The 20,552-nt window shown below is 71.5% G+C and carries 19 protein-coding genes; 14 read left to right on the forward strand and 5 right to left on the reverse strand.

Annotated features, from left to right (window positions below; genetic code table 11):
- The first annotated feature begins 485 nt into the window (after positions 1-485).
- Together ACH442_RS05185 and ACH442_RS05190 are read left to right on the forward strand one after the other, a co-directional pair.
- Positions 486-1,136: an O-methyltransferase gene (locus tag ACH442_RS05185; protein WP_396121303.1), complete on the forward strand. Its 651-nt coding sequence runs from the start codon at positions 486-488 to the stop codon at positions 1,134-1,136.
- A 36-nt stretch (positions 1,137-1,172) separates the two neighbouring features.
- Positions 1,173-2,612 carry a GGDEF domain-containing protein gene (locus ACH442_RS05190; protein WP_396121304.1) on the forward strand — a complete coding sequence of 480 codons (1,440 nt, stop codon included), beginning with the start codon at positions 1,173-1,175 and terminating at the stop codon, positions 2,610-2,612.
- Here ACH442_RS05190 and ACH442_RS05195 read toward each other — a convergent pair.
- Positions 2,609-3,715 (reverse strand): DUF3866 family protein, encoded by a 1,107-nt coding sequence (locus ACH442_RS05195; RefSeq protein WP_396121305.1) that lies wholly within the window; start codon positions 3,713-3,715, stop codon positions 2,609-2,611. The genes ACH442_RS05190 and ACH442_RS05195 overlap by 4 nt on opposite strands.
- 11 nt (positions 3,716-3,726) lie before the next feature.
- The gene (locus ACH442_RS05200; RefSeq protein WP_396121306.1) at positions 3,727-4,734 is read right to left on the reverse strand and encodes a cation diffusion facilitator family transporter; all 1,008 of its coding nucleotides are present in this window, start codon (positions 4,732-4,734) and stop codon (positions 3,727-3,729) included.
- A gap of 68 nt (positions 4,735-4,802) precedes the next feature.
- Here ACH442_RS05200 and ACH442_RS05205 point away from each other — a divergent pair, with 68 nt between their 5' ends.
- The 7 genes from ACH442_RS05205 to ACH442_RS05235 all read left to right on the forward strand — a co-directional run bounded on the left by ACH442_RS05205 (position 4,803) and on the right by ACH442_RS05235 (position 9,694).
- The gene (locus ACH442_RS05205) at positions 4,803-5,798 is read left to right on the forward strand and encodes a helix-turn-helix transcriptional regulator (protein ID WP_396121307.1); all 996 of its coding nucleotides are present in this window, start codon (positions 4,803-4,805) and stop codon (positions 5,796-5,798) included.
- Positions 5,795-6,745: a helix-turn-helix transcriptional regulator gene (locus ACH442_RS05210; RefSeq protein ID WP_396121308.1), complete on the forward strand. Its 951-nt coding sequence runs from the start codon at positions 5,795-5,797 to the stop codon at positions 6,743-6,745. The genes ACH442_RS05205 and ACH442_RS05210 overlap by 4 nt, the downstream gene beginning before the upstream one ends.
- A gap of 30 nt (positions 6,746-6,775) precedes the next feature.
- Complete coding sequence (locus tag ACH442_RS05215) at positions 6,776-7,018, forward strand: hypothetical protein (protein WP_396337077.1); 243 nt, start codon at positions 6,776-6,778, stop codon at positions 7,016-7,018.
- A gap of 137 nt (positions 7,019-7,155) precedes the next feature.
- The gene (gene tatA / locus ACH442_RS05220; protein WP_396121309.1) at positions 7,156-7,551 is read left to right on the forward strand and encodes a Sec-independent protein translocase subunit TatA; all 396 of its coding nucleotides are present in this window, start codon (positions 7,156-7,158) and stop codon (positions 7,549-7,551) included.
- Between the two features lie 9 nt (positions 7,552-7,560).
- The gene (tatC, locus tag ACH442_RS05225; RefSeq protein ID WP_396121310.1) at positions 7,561-8,517 is read left to right on the forward strand and encodes a twin-arginine translocase subunit TatC; all 957 of its coding nucleotides are present in this window, start codon (positions 7,561-7,563) and stop codon (positions 8,515-8,517) included.
- A gap of 37 nt (positions 8,518-8,554) precedes the next feature.
- The gene (locus tag ACH442_RS05230) at positions 8,555-9,454 is read left to right on the forward strand and encodes a diacylglycerol/lipid kinase family protein (protein ID WP_396121311.1); all 900 of its coding nucleotides are present in this window, start codon (positions 8,555-8,557) and stop codon (positions 9,452-9,454) included.
- A gap of 42 nt (positions 9,455-9,496) precedes the next feature.
- A complete protein-coding gene (locus ACH442_RS05235) occupies positions 9,497-9,694 on the forward strand; it encodes a hypothetical protein (RefSeq protein WP_396121312.1) in 198 nt (65 codons plus the stop codon).
- 249 nt (positions 9,695-9,943) lie between these two features.
- Here the strand turns inward: ACH442_RS05235 and ACH442_RS05240 are convergent, their stop codons facing one another.
- On the reverse strand, positions 9,944-10,669 hold the full coding sequence (locus ACH442_RS05240; RefSeq protein ID WP_396336648.1) for an HAD family hydrolase: 726 nt from the start codon (positions 10,667-10,669) through the stop codon (positions 9,944-9,946).
- Between the two features lie 86 nt (positions 10,670-10,755).
- On the opposite strand from ACH442_RS05240, the gene ACH442_RS05245 reads away from it, so the two are divergent.
- The 4 genes from ACH442_RS05245 (at position 10,756) to ACH442_RS05260 (ending at position 16,980) form a co-directional block, all read left to right on the forward strand.
- Positions 10,756-13,515 (forward strand): DEAD/DEAH box helicase, encoded by a 2,760-nt coding sequence (locus ACH442_RS05245; protein ID WP_396336649.1) that lies wholly within the window; start codon positions 10,756-10,758, stop codon positions 13,513-13,515.
- 229 nt (positions 13,516-13,744) lie between these two features.
- A complete protein-coding gene (locus tag ACH442_RS05250; protein WP_396336650.1) occupies positions 13,745-14,575 on the forward strand; it encodes an ATP-binding protein in 831 nt (276 codons plus the stop codon).
- Entirely contained in the window at positions 14,572-14,925 is a 354-nt protein-coding gene (locus ACH442_RS05255) for an STAS domain-containing protein (protein WP_396336651.1), read from the forward strand. Before ACH442_RS05250 ends, ACH442_RS05255 begins: the two co-directional genes overlap by 4 nt.
- A 114-nt stretch (positions 14,926-15,039) precedes the next feature.
- Entirely contained in the window at positions 15,040-16,980 is a 1,941-nt protein-coding gene (locus ACH442_RS05260; protein ID WP_396336652.1) for an alpha amylase C-terminal domain-containing protein, read from the forward strand.
- A 389-nt stretch (positions 16,981-17,369) separates the two neighbouring features.
- On the opposite strand, the gene ACH442_RS05265 is transcribed toward ACH442_RS05260, so the two are convergent.
- Together ACH442_RS05265 and ACH442_RS05270 are read right to left on the reverse strand one after the other, a co-directional pair.
- Positions 17,370-17,750 carry a VOC family protein gene (locus ACH442_RS05265; RefSeq protein WP_396336653.1) on the reverse strand — a complete coding sequence of 127 codons (381 nt, stop codon included), beginning with the start codon at positions 17,748-17,750 and terminating at the stop codon, positions 17,370-17,372.
- Between the two features lie 10 nt (positions 17,751-17,760).
- Complete coding sequence (locus tag ACH442_RS05270) at positions 17,761-19,527, reverse strand: AMP-dependent synthetase/ligase (RefSeq protein WP_396336654.1); 1,767 nt, start codon at positions 19,525-19,527, stop codon at positions 17,761-17,763.
- A 217-nt stretch (positions 19,528-19,744) separates the two neighbouring features.
- On the opposite strand from ACH442_RS05270, the gene ACH442_RS05275 reads away from it, so the two are divergent.
- Entirely contained in the window at positions 19,745-20,542 is a 798-nt protein-coding gene (locus ACH442_RS05275) for an inositol monophosphatase family protein (RefSeq protein ID WP_396336655.1), read from the forward strand.
- The last annotated feature ends 10 nt before the right edge of the window (positions 20,543-20,552 follow it).

Genomic DNA, 20,552 nt, shown 5'->3' on the forward strand with positions numbered 1-20,552 from the left:
GCCCCGGCCACCCAACCGCGGTCGGCTCCTCGGGGTCCCTCAGCAGCGTTGGTGGACTCCTGACGCCCCGCCGCTCGGCCGTAGCCAGCTCCCAGGGATGTTTCGTGGGGTCCAGCGCCTCTGAGGCGACCGCGCGGGTGTGGCTGGTTCTCCGGGGCGTCTCGTCAGGGTGAAGCACCCCTGACGGACAGTTGACCGAGCGCGGCTGGGTCAGAGGCCGGGAAGGTGGCCGGGGTGGCCGGGGTGGCCGGGCTGGAGGTCCTCGTCGTCGCCAAGCGCGTCGTCGGCACGCATCCGGGTCGTGCGGGTCGGCGGCGATCGTGGCCCGCGGCGCGGATCCGGTCGAGGCGGCGGCGGAGCCCGCGGCGCGGATCCGGTCGAGGTGACGGCGGAGCACGCGGCGCGGATCCGGTCGCGGTGGCGGCGGAGCAGGAGGCGCAGCGTAATCCTGGCGGTCGCGACGGGTTTGGGGCAGGCTGCGTGGTATGACGCAGATTCTTGGGCCCGGCATCGGGGATTACCTGCTGGCGCACAGCGAGCCCGCGGATGACGTCCTGCGCGAGCTCGCCGCCGAGACCCGCGCCTCGCTGCCACCGGAGTACGCCGGGATGCAGGTCAGCCCGGACGAGGGCGCCCTGCTCACGCTGCTGGTGCGGCTGACCGGGGTGCGGTACGCGGTGGAGGTGGGCGTCTTCACCGGCTACTCGTCGATCTGCATCGCCCGTGGCCTGCAGCCCGGTGGCCGGCTGCTGGCCTGCGACGTGTCCCCGGAGTGGACCGCGGTCGCCCGGGAGTTCTGGGGGAAGGCCGGCCTGGAGGACCGGATCGAGCTGCGGCTGGCCCCGGCGATCGAGACGTTGCGCGCGCTCGCGCCCGACCCGGTGATCGACTTCGCGTTCGTCGACGCCGACAAGATCGGGTATCCGCAGTACTACGAGGAGCTGGTCACCCGGTTACGCCCGGGTGGGCTGCTCGCCCTCGACAACGTGCTGCGCGGGGGCCGGGTGCTCGCGCCCCGGGTGCCGGCCGACCGGGCCATCGCGGAACTCAACGACCGGATCGTCCGCGACGCGCGGGTCGAGTCGGTGATGCTGCCGGTGCGCGACGGGGTCACTCTCGTCCGCAAGCGCGATTGAACCCGTTCCGCAACCGAGCTGTCGTCTCCTGGATCGGTGACCAGGGGACGCTTCGCCGTGATGGCGGGCATCGCGATCGTGGCGTACCAGTTCCTGCCGGACACCGGGTGGTGGACGGCGGGCTGGCAGGTGGCGGTGGGGTGGGCCGCGGCCGGTGCCGTTCTGCTCGGCGCACGGCGTCAACCGCGCCGTGACCGTACCCCCTGGTGGTTCTTCGCCGCCGGGGTGTTCAGCAACGTCACCGGCATCGCGGTCGCGCACGCCAGCGAGGTGTGGTGGGGTCTGGTCGACCTGCCCACCCCGGCGGACCCGTTCTTCCTGGTGCTCTATCCGGCGTTCGCGGCCGGCCTGGGGCTGCTGGTCCGGCGCCGCGACGAGTGGCGCAACTGGACCGCGCTGGTCGACGCGACCACCATCACCACCGGGTTCGGCCTGCTCGCCTGGGTGTACGTGATCGATCCGATCAACCTGGCCGCGAAAATGACCCGGCTGGCGCACGCCTCGCAGGTCGCCTACCCGATCGGTGACCTGCTGCTGATCGCGATGATGACCCGGCTGTTGCGCGGCGGCGGCAACCGCGGCGCCGCCCTGTGGTGGATGTCCGGTTCCCTGGTGGCGCTGCTGTTCGGCGACAGCGCCTGGGTGGTGATGGACAACATGGGCGCCACCGGCCTGATGCTGGAGAACTCGCCCTGGGTCGGCCGCCTGCTGGAGTCGGTGTTCCTGACGGCGTTCTGCTGCGTCGCGGTGGCGGCGCTGGACCCGTCCGCGGCCCGGCTGGCGCACCCGGCCGCCGAGCGGACCGCCCGGCTCGGCCCCGGCCTGCTGGCGCTGCTGACCAGCGCTTCGCTGATCGCGCCGGGCGTGCTCGCGGTGCAGCTGCATCATGGCAGCGTCGACAACGGCTGGGCCGTCGTGGTCGGCTCCACGGCCCTGTTCCTGCTGGTCGTGGCGCGGATGGCGGGTCTGATCCGGGAGGTGGAGCGGCAGGCCCGGCAGGTCCGGGAACTGGCCCGCTCGGACGAGCTGACCGGTCTGCCGAACCGGCGCGCCTGGAACGACGAGCTGCCGCGCGCCCTCGAACGGGCCCGCCGCGACCACGAGCCGGTCGCCGTCGCGATCGTCGACCTGGACCACTTCAAGCGGTTCAACGACGCGCACGGCCACCCGGCCGGGGACCGCCTGCTCAAGGCGGCGAGCGCGGCCTGGCACGGCACGCTGCGCAAGGTTGATCTGATCGCCCGTTACGGCGGGGAGGAGTTCGTGGTGCTGCTGCCCGGGACGGACGCGGCGCACGGGCAGGAGGCGCTGACCCGGATGCTCGCGGCGACGCCGGAGGGGCAGACGTTCTCGGCCGGGCTGGCCGTGTGGGACGGGGAGGAGACCTCGGACGAGCTGTTGCAGCGGGCTGACCGGGCGCTCTACGCGGCGAAGGCGAGCGGCCGCAACCGCATCGAGATGCCGGCCGCCGCTTAGGTTCTGTCCCGCGGATCACGCGGGGCTGCGGCGTGGCCCAACAGGGCCGCCGCGTGGCGTCCGGCGGCGGCCGCGGCCAGGAAGTACTGATAGTCCTGGTCCAGCTTGCGGCCCATCGTCGACAGCGGCACCGGCGACGCCCGCAACGCCGCGTCGAGCCCCTCCACCGGCACGCTCACCACCCGGTGCCGGTCGCCGAGAAATTCCAGATCCGCGGCCAGGTCCGCCTCCAGCCCCTGCGGCACCGGCAGGTCCGCCCTGGTCAGAGCGATTTTCCCGTACGCCGTAAGACTGTGATGCGACACGCCGCGATGCCGTGCCCGCGCGTCCCCGTCGGAGATCCGCAGCGATCCCACCGGCCGCCCGCCGAGCACCCCGATCGCGTTGACCGCCTCGCCCAGCGCCACCCCGGAGAATCCCCAGGTCGTCCCGGTCCCCAGGTTGCCGGGCCCCTGCGCGACGATCGTCACGTCGGCGTGCAGCACGTGCCGGGCCGCCAGCAGCCCGGTGTGCACGGTGCTCGCCTCCAGGTCCCCGCCGAACGCCTGCCCGGTCGTGACCGTCCCGGCCAGGTCGCCGGCGAGGCCGTCGAGGGTGCGGGAGAACCAGGCCGGCAGTGCGCCGCCGTCGGTCATCACGTACGCCACCCGGGCGCCGGGCCGGTCGGCGCGGATCCCGGCCAGGATCGCCGGCAGCGCCGAGTGCAGGTCGGCGGTGACGACGGGCATGTCGTCGAGCGACTCGGCCGCCTCCATGACCGCTCGATGGGGCGAGGCCTCCTCGTCGACACCGAGCAGGATCGGCTGCAACGGCGTGTACCGGGCCTTGACCAGGTGACCGGAGTCGCGGCTGGTCCCGTCGTCGGCCGGGTCGGCCGGCAGCCGGTCGGGCAGAGCCACCACCAGCGCGTACCCCCCGGTGCCGAGGCCCATCACCAGCGCGCCGACGTTGAGCAGCACCCGGTCACCCGGCTCGGGAGAACCGACCAGCTCGGTGTAGGCGAGGGCCCGGGTCAGGCCGTCACCGGTCTCGACGTCCAGCTCGACGGCCCCGCGCCAGCCGCGTCGCACCGAAAGGACCGTCCCGGACCGCCACCGCACCATGGGAGTGGACCTTATCGGTCCAGGCCGCCGTCGATGTGGTCGCGTCCCGGCTGCCCGCGGGTCGGGTCGAGGAACACGTACCGGATCTCGGGGAACCGCTCCCGCAACCGCCGTTCCGCCTCGTCGGAGGCTGCCTCGATGTCCTTGCCGGGAGCGTCGTCGTCGAAGTCGACCTTGGCGGCGACCAGGATGTCGCCCGGCCCGATCTGCATGGTCAGCAGCGTCGGGATCCCGGTGACGACCGGGATGGAGCGCAGGTCGGCGGCGATCTGGTTGTGGACCCGGCGCGGTACCGCGCGCCCGACCAGCAGCGACACGTTGCTGCGGGCCAGCACGAACGCGACCACCAGCAACAGCAGGCCGATCACCACCGAGGCCAGGCCGTCCCACAGCTCCGAGCCGGTGAGCTGGGTCAGCCCCAGGCCGGCGGCCGCGACCACCAGGCCGATCAGCGCCGCCGAGTCCTCGAAGTACACGGCTTTGACCGTCGTGTCCGCGGTGAGCCGCAGGAATCGGCTCGGCGTCGTCCGCCATCGGCGCGACTCGTCGCGGACCTGGCGGCGGGCCTTGAGGAACGAGGATCCCTCGGCCACGAAGGAGACCGCCAGCACGATGTACGACGCGAGGTAGGCGCCACCCGACTCGCCCTCGACGATCGTGCGCACACCGTGGTAGATCGAGAACCCGGCGCCGCCGACGAACGTGAACAGCGCGGCGATGAACGCCCAGACGTAACTCTCCTTGCCGTACCCGAACGGGTGCTCCTCGTCCGCCGGTTTTCCCCCTCGGCGCAACGCGACGTACAGGAAGATCTCGGTGACCGTGTCCGCGAACGAGTGAGCGGCCTCGGAGAGCATGGCCGCCGAGCCCGAGAACAGGCCGGCGACGAGCTTGGCGACCGCGATGACCAGGTTCGCCAGACCGGCGAGGACGACCGTGCCGACGCTCTCGCTCTCGCCGCGCGGTTCGGTGTCGGGCAGCCCGGTGGGGGCGGTCTCGGGCTCAGGTGCGATTGTCACGTCCGGCATCGTTCCCCGCGGCGGTCACGAATAACGGTCGGGACATGTGAGCTGCTAGGTTTCGTGTCGTGTCGCGCACTCGTACCGAGCGCCTGGTGAACCTGGTGATCTGCCTGCTGTCCACGCGACGGTTCCTGACCGCCGCGCAGATCGCCCTGACCGTGCCCGGTTACGAGCACGATCCCGAGGATCCGAAGGACCACGAAGCCTTCCAGCGCAAGTTCGAGCGGGACAAGGCCGAGCTCCGCGAGCTGGGCGTCCCGCTGGAGATCGGGACCGCCAGCATCTTCGACCAGGAGCCGGGCTACCGCATCGCCCAGCGAGAGTACGCGCTGCCCGACATCCTGCTGGAGCCGGACGAGGCGGCCGCGGTCGGCATCGCCGCCCGGCTCTGGCAGCACGCCGGCCTGGCCGCCGCCGCGTCGTCCGGGCTGGCCAAGCTGCGGGCCGCCGGCGTCGAGGTGGACCCGCAGGCCACGCTCGGGGTCGAGCCGGTGGTCACCGTCGACCCGGCGTTCGGCCCGCTCACCTCGGCCGCCCGCGAGCGCCGCGCGGTCAGCTTCAAGTACCGGGTGCCCGAGGTCGACGAGCCCAGTGCCCGCCGCCTCGAACCGTGGGGCGTGGTCTGCTGGCGCGGCCGGTGGTATGTGGTCGGCCACGACAAGGACCGCAACGCCACCCGCTGCTTCCGCCTCTCCCGGATCGTCGGCGACGTCCGCGCGGCCGGCCGCCCCGACGCGTTCACCCCGCCCGCCGACGCCGACCTGATCAGCCACGTGGCCAGCACGTCCGGCCCGATCGCCCGCAACGGCCGGGCCACGGTGACCGTGCGTCACGGGCGGGCCGCGGGGCTGCGCCGGCTGGCCAGTCAGGTCATCCCCGGCGAGGAGACCGACGAGCTGCTCATCTCGTACGGGGATCCGGAGTGGCTCGCGTCGCGGATCGCCGGTTACGGCCCCGACGCGCGCGTGGAAGGTCCCCCGGAGTTGCGTGACGCGGTGATCCAGCACCTCAAGGAGCTCGTCGCGCGGTACGAGCCGGCCACCCCGGTGGTGGCGTCGTGACCACGCCCCGGACGTCCGCCGACCGCCTCGGCCGGCTGCTCAACCTGGTGCCGTACCTGCTGGCCCGGCCCGGGATCCTGGTCGCCGAGGCCGCTGCCGACCTGGGCGTCACCGAGAAGCAGCTCCGCGAGGACCTGGAGCTGCTCTGGGTGTGCGGCCTGCCCGGGTACGGTCCGGGCGACCTGATCGACATGGCGTTCGACGGCGACCACGTGACGATCAGCCACGACGCGGGCATCGACAAGCCGCTGCGACTCAACCCGGACGAGGCGCTCGCCCTGGTGGTGGCGTTGCGGATGTTGGCCGAGACCCCCGGCATCGGCTCCCGCGACGCGATCGAGCGGGCCCTTGCCAAGATCGAGAGCGCGGCGGGTGACCTGGCCGACGCCCCGGTCGCCGTGAAACTCCCGGCCAACCAGGAGAAGCTGAACCGGGTCCGGGCCGCCGTCGACTCCGGGAACGCGCTGCGCCTGACGTACTACACCGCCGCCCGGGACGAGATCACCGAGCGGGTGGTCGACCCGATGCGGATGCTGACCGTCGGCACGTTCGCCTACCTGGAGGCGTGGTGCCGCCGCTCCGAGGGCACCCGGCTGTTCCGGATCGACCGGATCGACGCGTTCAGCCAGCTCGACGAGCCGTCCCGGCCGCCGGTCGAGGCGGTCCCGCACGACGTCAGCGGCGGCGTCTTCCGCCCCGGGCCGGAGTTGCCGCTGGTCACGTTGCGGGTCGGCCGCGGCGGTCGCTGGATCACCGAGTACTACCCGGTCGAGCAGGTCGTCCAGGAACCGGGCGAGTGGCTGGTCACCATGCGCGTGACCGACCTGGTCTGGGCGCGCCGCTTCCTGGTCGGCCGCCCCGACGTCACCGTCGTCGGCCCGCCCGAGCTGGTCGAGCAGATCCGGGCCGCCGCCCACGCCGCGCTGGACCAGTACTCGGCGCCGTGACCGCGCTTTCGGTAGGGTGACGCGGTGCTGATGTGGGTCTGGATCGCCGTGGTGGCGGTCGCGCTGATCATTCTGGGGACGGCCGCGGTGCGGCTCTTCGGCCGGCTGCCCGAGTTGCGGCGGGCCGCCGGGCGGTTGCAGCGCCGGCAGGAGGAGGCGATGCGTCTCCAGGCCGGTGCCGCGAAGCTGGAGCAAACCCTGCTCGGCCTGCAACAGCGGGCCGAGAGGGCCCAGGAACAGGTGGAACGGATCCAGGCCGCCCGAGGTCGGTGAACTATCGCCGTTCAGGTTGCGTTGTCCGGGATGTAATGGGGTTCCAGCAGAATCTCGCAGCTTCCTGGGTGCTGCATCGCCGGAATTGACACGTACGATGGACCCCGCAACCTGATCCGACCGACTGGAGTCTCCCCATGGGCGCCCTCAAGCCATGGCACATCATCTTGCTCGTCGTCGTCCTCGTGCTGCTCTTCGGCGCGAAGCGGCTGCCGGACGCGGCGCGTTCCCTCGGGCGCTCGCTGCGGATCATCAAGGCCGAGACCAAGGGTCTCGTCGACGAGCACAACAACGAGAACCTGGCGGAGAAGGCCGACGCGCAGTACTCGCGCCAGCCGCTGCAGGGTGACGTCCAGCAGCCGGGTTACCAGCAGCCCGGTTACCAGCCGGGTTACCAGCAGCCCGGTTACCCGCAGCAGCCGCCGCCGGCGCCGCAGGGCTACCAGCCGCAGCCGCAGCCGGGCTACCAGCAGCCGCAGCAGCCGCCCGCGCAGCCCTACGTCGACCCGGTGCAGCGCACCAACGACCGCTGACCCGGCCCGATGGCTTCCCTGAGCCTGCGCCGTAACAAGGGGCCGAGCAAGTTCGAGCAGGCCTCCGACGGCTCGATGACGCTTATCGAGCACGTGCGTGAGCTGCGCAACCGGTTGTTCGTCGCGTCCCTGGGCGTGGTCGTCGGCCTGATTGTCGGCTTCATCATCTCCAAGTGGGCCTTCGACATCCTGAAGCACCCCTATTGCGTCCTGCCCAGTTCGCTCAACCCGAAGGGCAATTGCGAGTTCATCACGCTGGCGGTCACCGACCAGCTGATGCTCCGCCTCAAGATCGCTCTGTGGGTCGGACTGCTCATCGGTTCCCCGGTCTGGCTCTACCAGCTGTGGGCCTTCGTCGCGCCCGGCCTGCACCGCCACGAGCGCAAGTGGGCGTACGTCTTCGTCGGCATCGCCGTTCCGCTGTTCACCGCCGGCGTCGTGATGGCGTACATCGTGATCGGCCACAGCCTGCGCTTCATCATGGAGAGCGGCGTCCTCGGCGAGCCCACGAAGCTCGAGGTCACGTCATACGTCAGCTTTGTGATGAACATGCTGCTGCTGTTCGGCGCGGGATTCGAGTTCCCGCTGCTGCTGCTCATGCTGAACTTCACCGGCGTGGTCACCGGCCGCAAGCTGCTGAGCTGGTGGCGGGCTGTGGTGTTCCTGTCCTTCGCGTTCGCCGCGATCGCCACGCCCGACCCGGGCCCGTTCGGCATGACACTGCTGGCGGCCTGCATCAGCGCGCTGTACTTCGTGGCAGTCGCAGTGGCGATCATGAACGACAAGCGCAAGGGCCGCGGCAAGGAAATCTACGCCGACTTGAACGACGACGAGGTCTCGACGCTGGAGGAGGAACGGGTCCCGGTCGGCGCCTCCGACCCGATCGCCGCCCCCACCCCGGTCGAGGCTCCGGCCCCGGTCAACGCTCCCCGGCCGATCGAGCGCCGATTCGACGACATGACCTGATAGTTCGCCGGAGGGTGTCGCTGTACTCTCGGCGGCTGTGACGGGCGACTTCATCGCGGTGCTGGCCAACCCCCACGCGGGGCGCGGCCGGCACCGCGGTCTGCTTCCGGGGGTTCTTCAGGCGCTCGGGGCTTCCGGGCACCCGGTCCGGCTGCTGGAAGCGGACAGCGGGACCGGCGCGGAACGGGCGTGTCACCGGGCTGTCGACGACGGGGCGGTGGCGCTCGTCGCGGTCGGCGGGGACGGGACCGTGCACCGGGCGCTGCAGGCCGTGGCGGGACGGGCCGTGAGGTTCGGCGTGGTCGCGGCGGGTACCGGGAACGACTTCGCGACTGCCGTGGGCGTACCGGGAAATCCTCGGCAAGCGGCAGCCGCGATCACCGCGGCCCTGGAAGCGGACCGGGACCACCCGATCGACGCCGTCCTGGCGGCGGACGCCGCCGGACGCGAACGCTGGTTCTGCGCCGTGCTCGCCGCCGGATTCGACGCCCTGGTCAACGAACGCGCCAACCGGATGACCCGGCCGCGCGGTCCCCGGCGCTACGACCTGGCCGTCATGCTGGAGCTGGCCCGGTTGCGGGCGCGCGACTACACCCTCGAGATCGACGGCGAGACGCGGACCGTGCGCGCCGAGATCGTCGCCGTCGGGAACGCCGCCAGTTACGGCGGCGGGATGCGGATCCTGCCGGGCGCCGACCCGGCGGACGGGCTGCTCGACGTGATCTGGGCCAGCCCGCTCGGGCGCGGCGGGCTGGCCGCACTCAAGCCGCGGCTGCGGCAGGGCACGCACGTCACCGACCCGCGCGTCACCGTGCTGCGGGCCCGTCACGTGCGGGTCCACGCCGAGGGGATCGTCGGATACGCCGACGGCGAGCGGCTCGGACCGCTCCCGCTCGACTTGACAGTTGTGCCGGGTGCGATTCGGTTGCTCCGCTGAGCTCGCCGTCAGTTTCCCCGGGAACGGCCCGAAACAGAGGGCATGGCGATGAACACGGTCTCCGGTAACGCGTCCTCGGTCGTCTCGCTGGCCGGCTCGGTCCTGGGCAACGCCCGCGAGGCGCTCAGGGCGATGGCGGACGCGGCCACCAACACCACGTCCGACGCCGGCAAGGCGACGAACCCGCCGGCGAGCGGCAAGGGCGCGCGCCGCGGCACGGTCCTCGACCGCTACCTCTGAGCCTCAGCGCTCGCAGGCCCGGCCGCGCGAGGCCTGGCCTGCCGCGGGCTGCGGCGGCGTGTTGCGGAGGACCGGCTCGCGGGCGGCTCAGCCCCTCGAGGCTGCGGCTCGGCTCCCGGCTGGTTCTCGGGGGTGTTGTCCGGGGTTCTGACAACCAGCCGAGACCGTGAGCGCGGTGCGGCTCGAACGGCAGCGGCCTGGCGTGTGGTGGCGGCGGGATCGTGCTGACGGCGGACCCGGGAACGGGTTTCAGATGCAGCCGGCGAGGGCGAGGGTGGCGCTGAGGCCGTTGGTGTGGCCGGCGTCGGCGGCGGGCAGGACGAGGGCGGCGCAGCCGGCTTTGACGGCGCCGGCGTCGGCCGGGGTGTCGCCGACCATGAGCGTCCGTTCCGGATCAGCGCCGACCATGCCGCAGGCGCGCAGAAAGATCGCCGGGTCGGGTTTGGTGCGGCCGACCTCGTAGCTCAGGGCGAACGCGTCGACCAGCCCGTCCAGGCCCCAGTGGGCGAAGTGCGGGCGGATGTCGAACCCGATGTTGCTGACCACCGCGATCTTGATGCCGGCGTCGTGGAGCTTGCGCAGGGTCGGCTCGGTGTCCGGATAAGGCAACCAGCCGTCGGGCGCCAGCAACCGGTCGTAGAGCGCGTCGGCCAGACCCTCCACGTCGGTGTGCACGGTCGAGGCCAGGCCGGTGTAGGCAGCGCGGTGACTGTGCTCGTAGAGGTCCCGGTCGGCCCAGTGCTCGGCCAGCTGCGGCGGCACGCGGTGTGGTAGCGGACCACCGGCGCGACCGGCGGTGACCAGGCGATCGGCCAGGATCGTGGCCTTGGCGTGGTCGAGAGCGGCGCCGCAGGCCGCGGCGGCTGCCACGACCCAGGTGACCGGGTCCTCGACCTGGGCCAGGGTGCCGTGGAAGTCGAACAGGACGGCTTCCACGAGCCGCGCGGACTGGGGAGGTTCGGTGGCATGCGGCACTCGTGCACCTTACCGATGCCCGGTTCGCCTCCCGACGGCCACTACCGTGTCGCAAATTGTCACACCCGCGAACTAGTCTTCTGTTCATGACTAGTCCCGCCGAACGGTATGCGGAATCCAAGCGGCGGGCGGCGCGGGTCGCCACGTTCCCGGCGCTCGACGACTTCATGCTCGACGTGGGCTTCGACCTGGACGATTTCCAGCGCGAGGCGTGCGAGGTGCTGGAGCGGGGCAACGGCGTGCTCGTCTGCGCGCCGACCGGCGCCGGCAAGACCGTGGTCGGCGAGTTCGCGGTGCACCTGGCGTTGCGTTCGGGGGAGCGCAAGTGCTTCTACACGACGCCGATCAAGGCGCTGTCCAACCAGAAGTTCCACGATCTCGTCGATCGGTACGGGGCGGAGAAGGTCGGCCTGCTCACCGGCGACAACGTGATCAACGCGGACGCTCCCGTGGTCGTGATGACCACCGAGGTCCTGCGCAACATGCTGTACTCCGGCTCGACCCAGTTGAAGAACCTCGCCTACGTGGTGATGGACGAGGTGCACTACCTGGCCGACCGGTTCCGCGGCGCGGTCTGGGAAGAGGTGATCATCCACCTCCCGGCCTCGGTGACCCTGGTGTCGCTGTCGGCGACCGTCAGCAACTACGAGGAGTTCGCCGACTGGCTGGTCACCGTCCGCGGTGAGACCGAGGTGGTGGTCAGCGAGCACCGGCCGGTCCCGCTCTGGCAGCACATGCTGGTCGGCCGGCGCATGTTCGACCTGTTCCACGACGCCGACGCGGCGAAGAAGCACGACGTGCACCCCGAGCTGCTGCGCTACTCCCGCGAGATGGAGCGCCGCCTGGAGATGGGCGCGAGCGCCGGCGGGTGGAACGGGCGCGGTGGCCGTGGCCGGCGCTGGCAGCCGCCGCCGCGCGCCGAGGTGGTCGACCGGCTGGAGCGGGCCGGGCTGCTGCCGGCGATCCTGTTCATCTTCAGCCGCGCCGGTTGTGACGCCGCCGTGCAGCAGATCCTCGGCGCCGGCCTGCGCCTCACCGACCCGGAGGAGCGCGCCGAGATCCGGCGGATCGCCCAGGCCAAGGTGGCCGGCATCCCCGCCGAGGACCTGTCCGTCCTGGGTTACTGGGAGTGGCTCGACGGCCTGGAGCGGGGCGTCGCCGCGCACCACGCCGGCATGCTGCCCGCCTTCAAGGAGGCGGTCGAGGAGTGCTTCGTCAACGGCCTGGTCAAGGCGGTCTTCGCGACGGAGACCCTGGCGCTGGGCATCAACATGCCGGCCCGTTGCGTCGTGCTGGAGCGCCTGGTCAAGTTCAACGGCGAGGCGCACGTCGACCTCACCCCGGGGGAGTACACACAGCTGACCGGCCGCGCCGGTCGTCGTGGCATCGACGTCGAGGGTCACGCCGTGGTGCTCTGGAGTCCCGAGGTCGACCCGCGGCACGTGGCCGGGCTGGCCTCGACGCGGACGTTTCCGTTGCGGTCGTCGTTCCGCCCGTCGTACAACATGGCCGTCAACCTCGTCGGGTCGGTCGGGGCGGAGAAGTCCCGCGAGCTGCTCGAGTCCTCGTTCGCCCAGTTCCAGGCGGACCGTTCGGTGGTCGGCCTGGCGCGCCAGGTGCAGCGCAACGTCGAAACCATGCAGACGTACGGGGATGACGCCGCCTGCCACCACGGCGACTTCGACGAGTACTTCGCGCTGCGTGTCGCGATCGCCGACCGGGAGAAGTCCCTGGCCCGGCAGGGAGTCGCGCAGCGCCGTTCGGCCGCCAACGACGCCCTGGCGAAACTACGCGTGGGCGACGTGATCCGGGTTCCGCAGGGTCGCCGCTCCGGCCTGGCCGTGGTGCTCGAGCCGGCCGCCGGCGGGTTCGGCGAGCCCCGCCCGCTCGTCCTCACGCAGGATCGCTGGGCCGGCCGGGTCAGCCCGGCCGAATTCGGCGGCGACGTCGAGGTGCTGGCCCGGCTGCGCGTCCCGAAGAACTTCAACCACCGTTCCCCGGGCGCTCGCCGTGACCTGGCCGCGCAGGTCAGCGGCACCGGGCTGGACCGGCACCCGGATCGGCGCCGCGGCGGCCGGAGCAAGGCCGCCCCGGGGGAGGACGCCCAGGTCGCCCTGCTCAAGGTGCAGCTGCGGCAGCACCCGTGCCACGCCTGCCCGGACCGGGAGGATCACGCCCGCTGGGCCGAGCGCCGGCACCGGCTGCAGCGCGACACCGACCAGCTGCGCGACAAGGTGGCCGGGCGCACCGGTTCGCTCGCGCGCACGTTCGACCAGGTCTGCTCGGTGCTGACCGCCCGCGGTTACCTGTCGAACGACGGCGATGTCACCGAGGCCGGCCGGATGCTCGGGCGGATCTGGTCCGAGGCCGACCTGCTGGTCGCCGAGTGCCTGCGGCAGGGCGTGTGGGACGGGCTGACCCCCGACGAGCTGGCGGCCGCGGTGTCCATGGTGCTCTACGAGTCCCGCCGCGAGGGGGAGGACCGCGCCTCGGTGCCGAAGGGGCCGATCACCGGCGCGGTCGATGCCTGCGCCAAGCTGTGGGGCGAGATCGCGGCCGACGAGAGCGAGCACGGCCTGTCGCTGACCCGCGAGCCCGACCCGGGCTTCGTCTGGCCGATGTTCCGCTGGGCGCGGGGCGAGCCGCTGGCCAAGGTGCTGGCCAGCGGGCACAACTATGACGCCGACATGCCGGCCGGCGACTTCGTCCGGTGGGCGCGGCAGGTGCTCGACCTGCTCGGCCAGATCCGCGAGGCGTCGGCGGCGTCGCCGAGCGTGAAGGAGACCGCCCGCAAGGCCATCACCGCGGTGAACCGGGGCGTGCTGGCCTACCAGAGCGGCATGTGAGCCGGGCCCGGCGCGGCTGACCGCACGGTCCGCCGCGCCGGGCCCGTGCCCGTCCTGCCGGGGTCGGTGCGACCCACCTCCGCTGTCCGTTCGTGCGCTGCGGGGGCGGGGTCCGCCGGGCGATCATCGGCGCATGGTGAATCTGCGTTGACGGTGTCTTTGGGACAATTCAAGAATTGCTGGCGACAGTGATGGATGTCGCTGAGTGCGTCTGCCGGAAGAAGGGGACATGGCCGCGGACTCGCCGCATCTGATCGAGTGGTCCGGGGACGCACTGGAGGAGTCGGTGATGGCTGTCATCGACCCGGACACCGCGATCATCGAGGTGGCTCTCTTCGGGCCCTGGGACCGGCCGTTGTCCTGGCGGGCCCGGACAGTGCTGGACAAATGCCTGGCCGAGCACCCGACCGGCCTGATCGTCGACCTGCACCGGCTCGACGACCCGCAGGCGGTCAGTGCGCCGCTGTGGCTGACGCTGTGCGCGCAGGGCGCCGCGATGCAGCCGCCGATCGCGATCGAGGTGTGCCTGCCGGCGACGTTCCCGCTGGCCCGGCGGCTGCGCCGGCTCGGGGCGCGGGACTGGCTGGTCATGTACGCCTCGGTCCATCAAGCCCGCACCGCCCTCGCGCACCGCCGCCCGCTGATCGACCGGTTGCACCTGGCCCTCCCGCCCGACCCGGCCGCCGCGACGCTGGCCCGTTCGCTGGTCAGCGACGCGTGCCGCGGCTGGGACCTGCCGCACCTGCTGGAACGCGGCCGGCTGATCGCCTCCGAGCTGGTGGTGAACGCGGCCGAGCACGCCGGCACCGACATCGAGGTGATCGTGTCGCCGCGCGGGGAGGGTGCCGGCGCCGCCCTGCATCTGGCCGTCTACGACGGTGACCCGGCGTTGCCGCAGGTGCGTGACCCGGTGCCCGGACGGCTCGGCCCGTCGCTCACCGACCGTGGTCTCGGCCTGCGGATCGTGGGCGCGGCCGCGTCGGCGTGGGGTGCGTTGCCGGCGCGAGGCGGGAAACTGGTATGGGCGATCCTGCGCAACCGGCCGGAGGTTCCGTCATGACCCCTGATCCCAGCTTCGCGGGCACGAGAATCGCCGGCGCGCGTCACGGCGACCGGCTCAACATCCACCTGCAGGGCAGTCTCGACGCGATGTCGGTGACCGCGCTGCAGACCCAGCTCTACGACCTGACCACGGTGTTCGACGTGCTCGGCCTGACCGTTCCGGTCCGGCAGATCCACATCGACGTCGCCGAGGTGGACTTCTGTGACGCGGCCGGCCTGCGGATGCTGGTCGCGGCGCGCTGCGTGGCCGAGGCGCGAGACGCGACGTGCCACCTGCGCAATCCACAACCGCACCTGCGGTGGCTGCTGCGGGCGACCCGCGCCGGGGATCTGTTCAGCATGGAGTGACGCGGCTCACGGCGTACCGAATCAGGGTCGTGAATCAGGGTCGTGAATCCGGGTCTTGGCGGTCGAGTCGGGCAGCTGACGGCTGATGGCGGGCGGTGCTCCTACCGTGTGGGGATGGCGGCTTCTCAGGAACACCTCACCACCGGCCTGCCGCGCGGTGCGACTCTGATGAACGGTGGCGTGGCGTTCCGGTTCTGGGCGCCGGCCGCGAGACGGGTGTATGTCGCCCTCGGCGGCGTCGTGAACCACCTTCCCGGACCGGACGACGAGCTGGTGCTCGACCCGGCGACCGGTGACTGGACCGGGTTCTTCCCCGGCGTGGAGGCCGGCGCCAAATACCGCTACTACGTGATCGGCGCCGGCGGCGAAGGCTTCAAACGTGACCCGCGAGCCCGTGAGCTGGAACTCTACGGGTACCCGGAGTGTGACGCGCTGGTCGTCGACGACGGTGTCTACCCCTGGCACGACCAGGACTGGACGCCGCCGGCCGCGGCCGACCTGATCGTCTACCAGTTCCACGTCGGCGTGTTCTCGGCGACCGACGCGCAGGGGCACGATCGGCGCCCGCACCGGACGGCGAAGCTGCTCGACGCGGTGCAGCGCGTGCCCTACCTGGCCGGCCTCGGCGTGACCGCGGTGCAGCCGCTGCCCGTCAACGAGTTCCAGGGGGAGTGGAGTCTCGGCTACAACGGGACCGATCTCTTCTCGCCGGAGATGGACTACTGCGTCGATCCGCACGCGTTGCCGCCGTACCTGGATACGGTGAACGATCTCCTGGCGGCGAAAGGCGCGGGGCCGCTCAAGTTCGAGCAACTGGCCGGGCAGGCGAACCAGCTGAAGGCTTTCGTCGACGTCTGCCACCGGTACGGCATCGGGGTGATCTTCGACGTCGTCTACAACCACGCCGGTGGGGGCCTCGACCCGGAGAGCCTGGACTACATCGACCTGCCGGAACATCCGGGGGACGAGAACAATCCGTACTTCTCGCCGGAAGGGTGGGCCGGTGGGCGGGTGTTCGCCTTCCACCGGGCGGCGGTGCGTGAATACCTGACGGCGAACGCGCTGATGTTCCTGCGGGACTATCACGCCGACGGGCTGCGCTTCGACGAGGTCAGTGTGATCGATGCCAAAGGTGGCTGGGCGTTCTGTCAGGAAATGACCGGGGTGCTGCACGGCGCTCGTCCGGACGCGACGCTGATCGCCGAATACTGGGCGGCGATCCCGCGGCTCGCGGTGGAGCGGCCGCCGGGCGGGATGGGATTCGATCTCGCGTATTCCGACGGATTGCGAGATGTCGTACGGGCGGTGGTCGCCGACCGTGGCGAGGGAGTGGGCCGGCTCGCTGACGGGCTGCGGTCACCGGGATGGGCCTACAACTGCCTGGAGAACCACGACCTGGTCCTCGACATGGACGATCACCGCGCACCGCGGATCGCTCGACTGGCCGACGGATCGAACCCGCGTTCCTGGTACGCGCGGAGCCGCTCCCGAGTGGCGAACGGACTGCTGCTGACAGCGCCGGGCGTGCCGATGATCTTCATGGGGCAGGAGTTCCTGGAGGACAAGCTCTGGTCCGACAGTCCTGGGCGGACGGATCGGCTGATCTGGTGGGAGGGGGCCGTCGGGGTCGACCGGTCGGGGGCGGGCGGTGCGGTGGGAGCCGACAAACACATGTCGGATTTTCTGCATTTCTACCGGGATCTCGTGGCGGTGCGGCGTTCACTGCCGGGGTTGCGTGGCAGCGGGCTGAACGTCTACTCCGTCGACGAGGCGAACCGGGTCGTGGCGTTTCATCGGTGGGTGCCGGGAGTGGGCGGTGACGTGGTCGTCGTGCTGACGTTCAGTGAGTCGGCGTTGCCCGGCTATCGGCTCGGGTTCCCGCGGCCGGGGCATTGGAGTGAAGTCCTCAACAGCGACTACTACGACAATTACCCGAATGTGGACGTGATCGGGAACGCGGGGGCGGTCGTCGCTGACGGCCCGCCGATGCACGGGCTGGCCCAGTCCGCCACCCTCACGATCCCCGCGAACGCACTCCTCGTCTTCCGCTCATGACCCCGCCGGGAACCAGCCGGCGCCGAGCGTTGTCCCCGATCGCGCGACGCACCTCCCGCAGCCGGCCGCGGCGGCCCGGCCGGGTGCGGGCGGTGCTTCGGAGGGGGCGAGGCACCTCTGAGGACCGGCGGCCCTCGGCTGGTGCTGGGCGTCGTCCCGGGGCCGTGAGACAGCGCTGGGTGCCGGCCGGAGGGAATGAGCCGAGGCAGCCACGGGGGCCGGCGGCGGGCGGTGCCTGGTGAGCCGGGTGACCGCGGCCGGACAGGACGTGGGCTCGGGGCTGGAGCCGGCCGTGAGCGGAGTCGGGCTGGGCGGCGGTGCTGGGCGCGGCCGTCGGTCGTGGGCGGCCCCGGGCAGGACCGGTGGCGGGACTGGGTGGTGAGTGAGGGTCAGGGCCAGGACTGGGCGGTGGTGGTGAAGATGTCGGCGGGGCTCTGCACGGGGACGACGCAGAGCAGGTGCCCACCCGGCGCGCGGAGGATCTTGTGGCCGCCGTTGTCCGTCACCAGGGTCGCGCCGAGGGCCAGGAGCCGCTCCGACTCCGCCTGCACGTCGTCGGTCTCGATGTCGAGGTGGATCCGCGCCTGGTCGTCGACGGACTGGACGACCATCGCGAACCCGTCGACGGTCCCGGTGATCCGCGTGTATTCGGGCTCGTCCACGGACTGGTGCGCCGACCCGCCGAGCGCGGCCGCCCAGAAGTCTGCCGCGGCGGGCGCCGACGAGGCCGGGGTGTCGACGAGCATTCCGAACAATCGACTGCGATGCATGGCCCCGAGTCTACGCGTAGAGATCGTCCAGCACCGGGCGGTAACGCTCCTCGATCACCCGCCGGCGCAGCTTCATGGAGGTGGTCAACTCGCCGTTCTCGATGGTCAGCGGCTCGTCGAGGACCGCGAACCGCTTGATCGCCTCCCACGGGTTGAGCGTCGCGTTGAGCCGGTCGACGCCCGACTGCAGCACGGATCTCAGTTCCGCGGATCGGGTGACCGCGGACGGGTCGAGCCCGTGCGCGGAGGCGAACCTCGCGGCCTCGTCCGGGTCCAGGTCGATCAGCGCGGTGATGTATTTGCGCTGCTCCCCATGGACCACGATCTGACCGGCGAGCGGGCAGACGGCCTTGAACCGCGACTCGATCGTCTGCGGCGCCACGTACTTCCCGTTCGACGTCTTGATGAGGTCTTTCTTGCGGTCGGTGATCCGTAGTGACCCGCCCGGCGTGATCTCCCCGATGTCCCCGGTGTGCAGCCATCCGTCGACCAGTGTCGATCCGGAGTCGATCCCGTGGTACCCCCGCATCAGGCCCGGGCCCCGGAGGAGGATTTCACCGTCCGGCGCGATCCGGACGGAGGTTCCCGGCAGCGGCCGGCCGACCGTCCCGTACTCCGGACGGTCAGGCCGATTGAAGATCGTCGTCGCGCAGGATTCGGTGAGCCCGTAACCCTCCGCGATCGGCAGCCCGATCGCCCCGAACCACCGCGCGATGTCCGGCGACAGCGCCGCCGCCCCGGAGATGAAGAACCGCATCCGCCCACCGAACCGGGCCCGCACCCGCGACAGCACGAGCCGGTCCGCGATCCGGAACCGGAGGCCGGATCTGCGCTGCTCAGCGACTTTGACGGCCCAATTCAAGAGCTTGTTCTGTACGCCGTGAGCCGCGCTCACCGCCGCGTAGACCTTCTCGAAGATCCGCGGCACGGCCGGCATGATCGTCGGCTGGACCTCACCCAGCCGTTGCACGATCCGGCTCACGTCACCGTCCACCGCGAACGGGAAACCGACCGAGACCTGGCAGCTCAGCAGCGCCTTGCCGAACGCGTGCGACAGCGGCAGCCACAGGTAGCCGAGGTCCTCGGGGTGCACGATCCCCATCGCCTGGATGGCGAGCCCCTGGTAGATCCAGGCGCGGTGGGCGACCCGGACGCCCTTGGGCAGTCCCGTGGTGCCGGAGGTGTAGATCAGCGTCGCCAGGTCGTCCGGACGGACCGCCGCGACGGCCGCGTCCACCGACTCCGGCGTGCCGAGCGCACGCAACTCACCGAGGGTGAGCACGCGCGGGTCGTCGGAGGTGCCGGTGATCAGGACGGCGCGTTCCACGGTCGTACCGGGGAACAGGATCCTGGGAAGTGAATCGGGGCTCTCGACGACGGCGAAGCGGCTGCCGGAATCGGTCACGATGTGCGCGACCTCGTCGGGGGAGGAGGACGGGTAGACCGTGGTCGTGGCGCCGCCCGCGCACATCACGCCGAAGTCGGCCTCGATCCACTCGACCCGGGTGCCGCTCATGATCGCGACCCGGTCCTCCGGGCGCAGGCCGAGCGCGAGCAGCCCGGCGGCGATCTCGGTCACCGTTTGCGCGGTCTGCGCCCAGGTCTGCCGCACGAAGCCGTCCGGCCCGGGGCGCAGGTAGGCGATGGATTCCGGGGTCTGGGCCGCACGCTGCAGGAACATTGCCCCGAACGACTCCGGCTCGTGCTCCTGGAGTCGCGCCAGGGTCGACTCCTCGCCGGCCGGCGCGGTGCAGGTCTGCGTCATTCTCTCCGCCATGTTCCGCCAACCTTCCCATGCCGTTTCGCCGTCACCCGACAAGTGCTGGGCGGTCAGGGACGCGCCGTCAAACCCGATCGGGGCTGGGGCGTGGTCAGGAGCGCGCCTCGCACTCGGCGGCGGAGCGCCCGCATACCGCCCCGGTATGCGGGCCACCCTGCTGGCCGCACCGCGCACTCGGCGAACTTCCACCACGCGCCCTTGACAGGATGAACCGGTGGAGACAGATCTGGAACTGGCCCAGCGGGCCGCGCTGACCGGCGCCGCGGAGGCGCTTCGCCACTTCGCGGTGATCGCCGACCTGCCGCAGGAACGGAAGAAGGACGGATCCGTGGTGACCGTCGCCGACCGCGCGGTGGAGACCGTGATCCGCGAGGTGCTGACGCAGGCGCGGCCGGACGACGCGATCCTCGGCGAGGAACACGGCGAGAGCGCGGGCGGCACCGGGCGGCGGTGGATCATCGACCCGATCGACGGCACCGCGCTGTTCGTGCGCGGCGACGACCGGTGGCTGGTTCTGATCGCCCTCGAAGTGGACGGTGTGGTGACCGCGGGCGTGCAGATCGTGCCGGCTCAGGGGCTCGGATGGTGGGCCGGGCGCGGCCAGGGGGCGTACCGGGGAAGGGTCGTGAATGATCGTCTGGTCGACGGCGAGCGGATCCACGTCTCGAGCGCGCGACCGGAAATGAGCACGGCGCGACTCGGGGTGGTGCCGATCGACTGGGGGCGCGAGGTCGCGGAACCGCTGATCGCGGTGGCGGCCGAGGAGCCGTGGGCGGTGCATCCGCCGCTGCTGGTGGCGCAGGGCGATCTCGACGTGGCCGTGCAGACCAGCGGGCAGATCTGGGACTTCGCGGCCAGTTCGGTGATCATCCCGGAGGCCGGTGGGGTGTTCCGCGGGCTGGACGGGCAGGAGCGGCCCGGCGCCGGGCCGTTCGCCTTCGCCAGCAGTGCTGAGCTGCTCGAACAGGCACTGGACATCCTTCGTGGGAAGAATGCGCACCTCACCCGATAGGCCGGCCTGA

The organism is Actinoplanes sp. NPDC020271, from assembly GCF_044388125.1.
GTDB lineage: Bacteria > Actinomycetota > Actinomycetes > Mycobacteriales > Micromonosporaceae > Actinoplanes.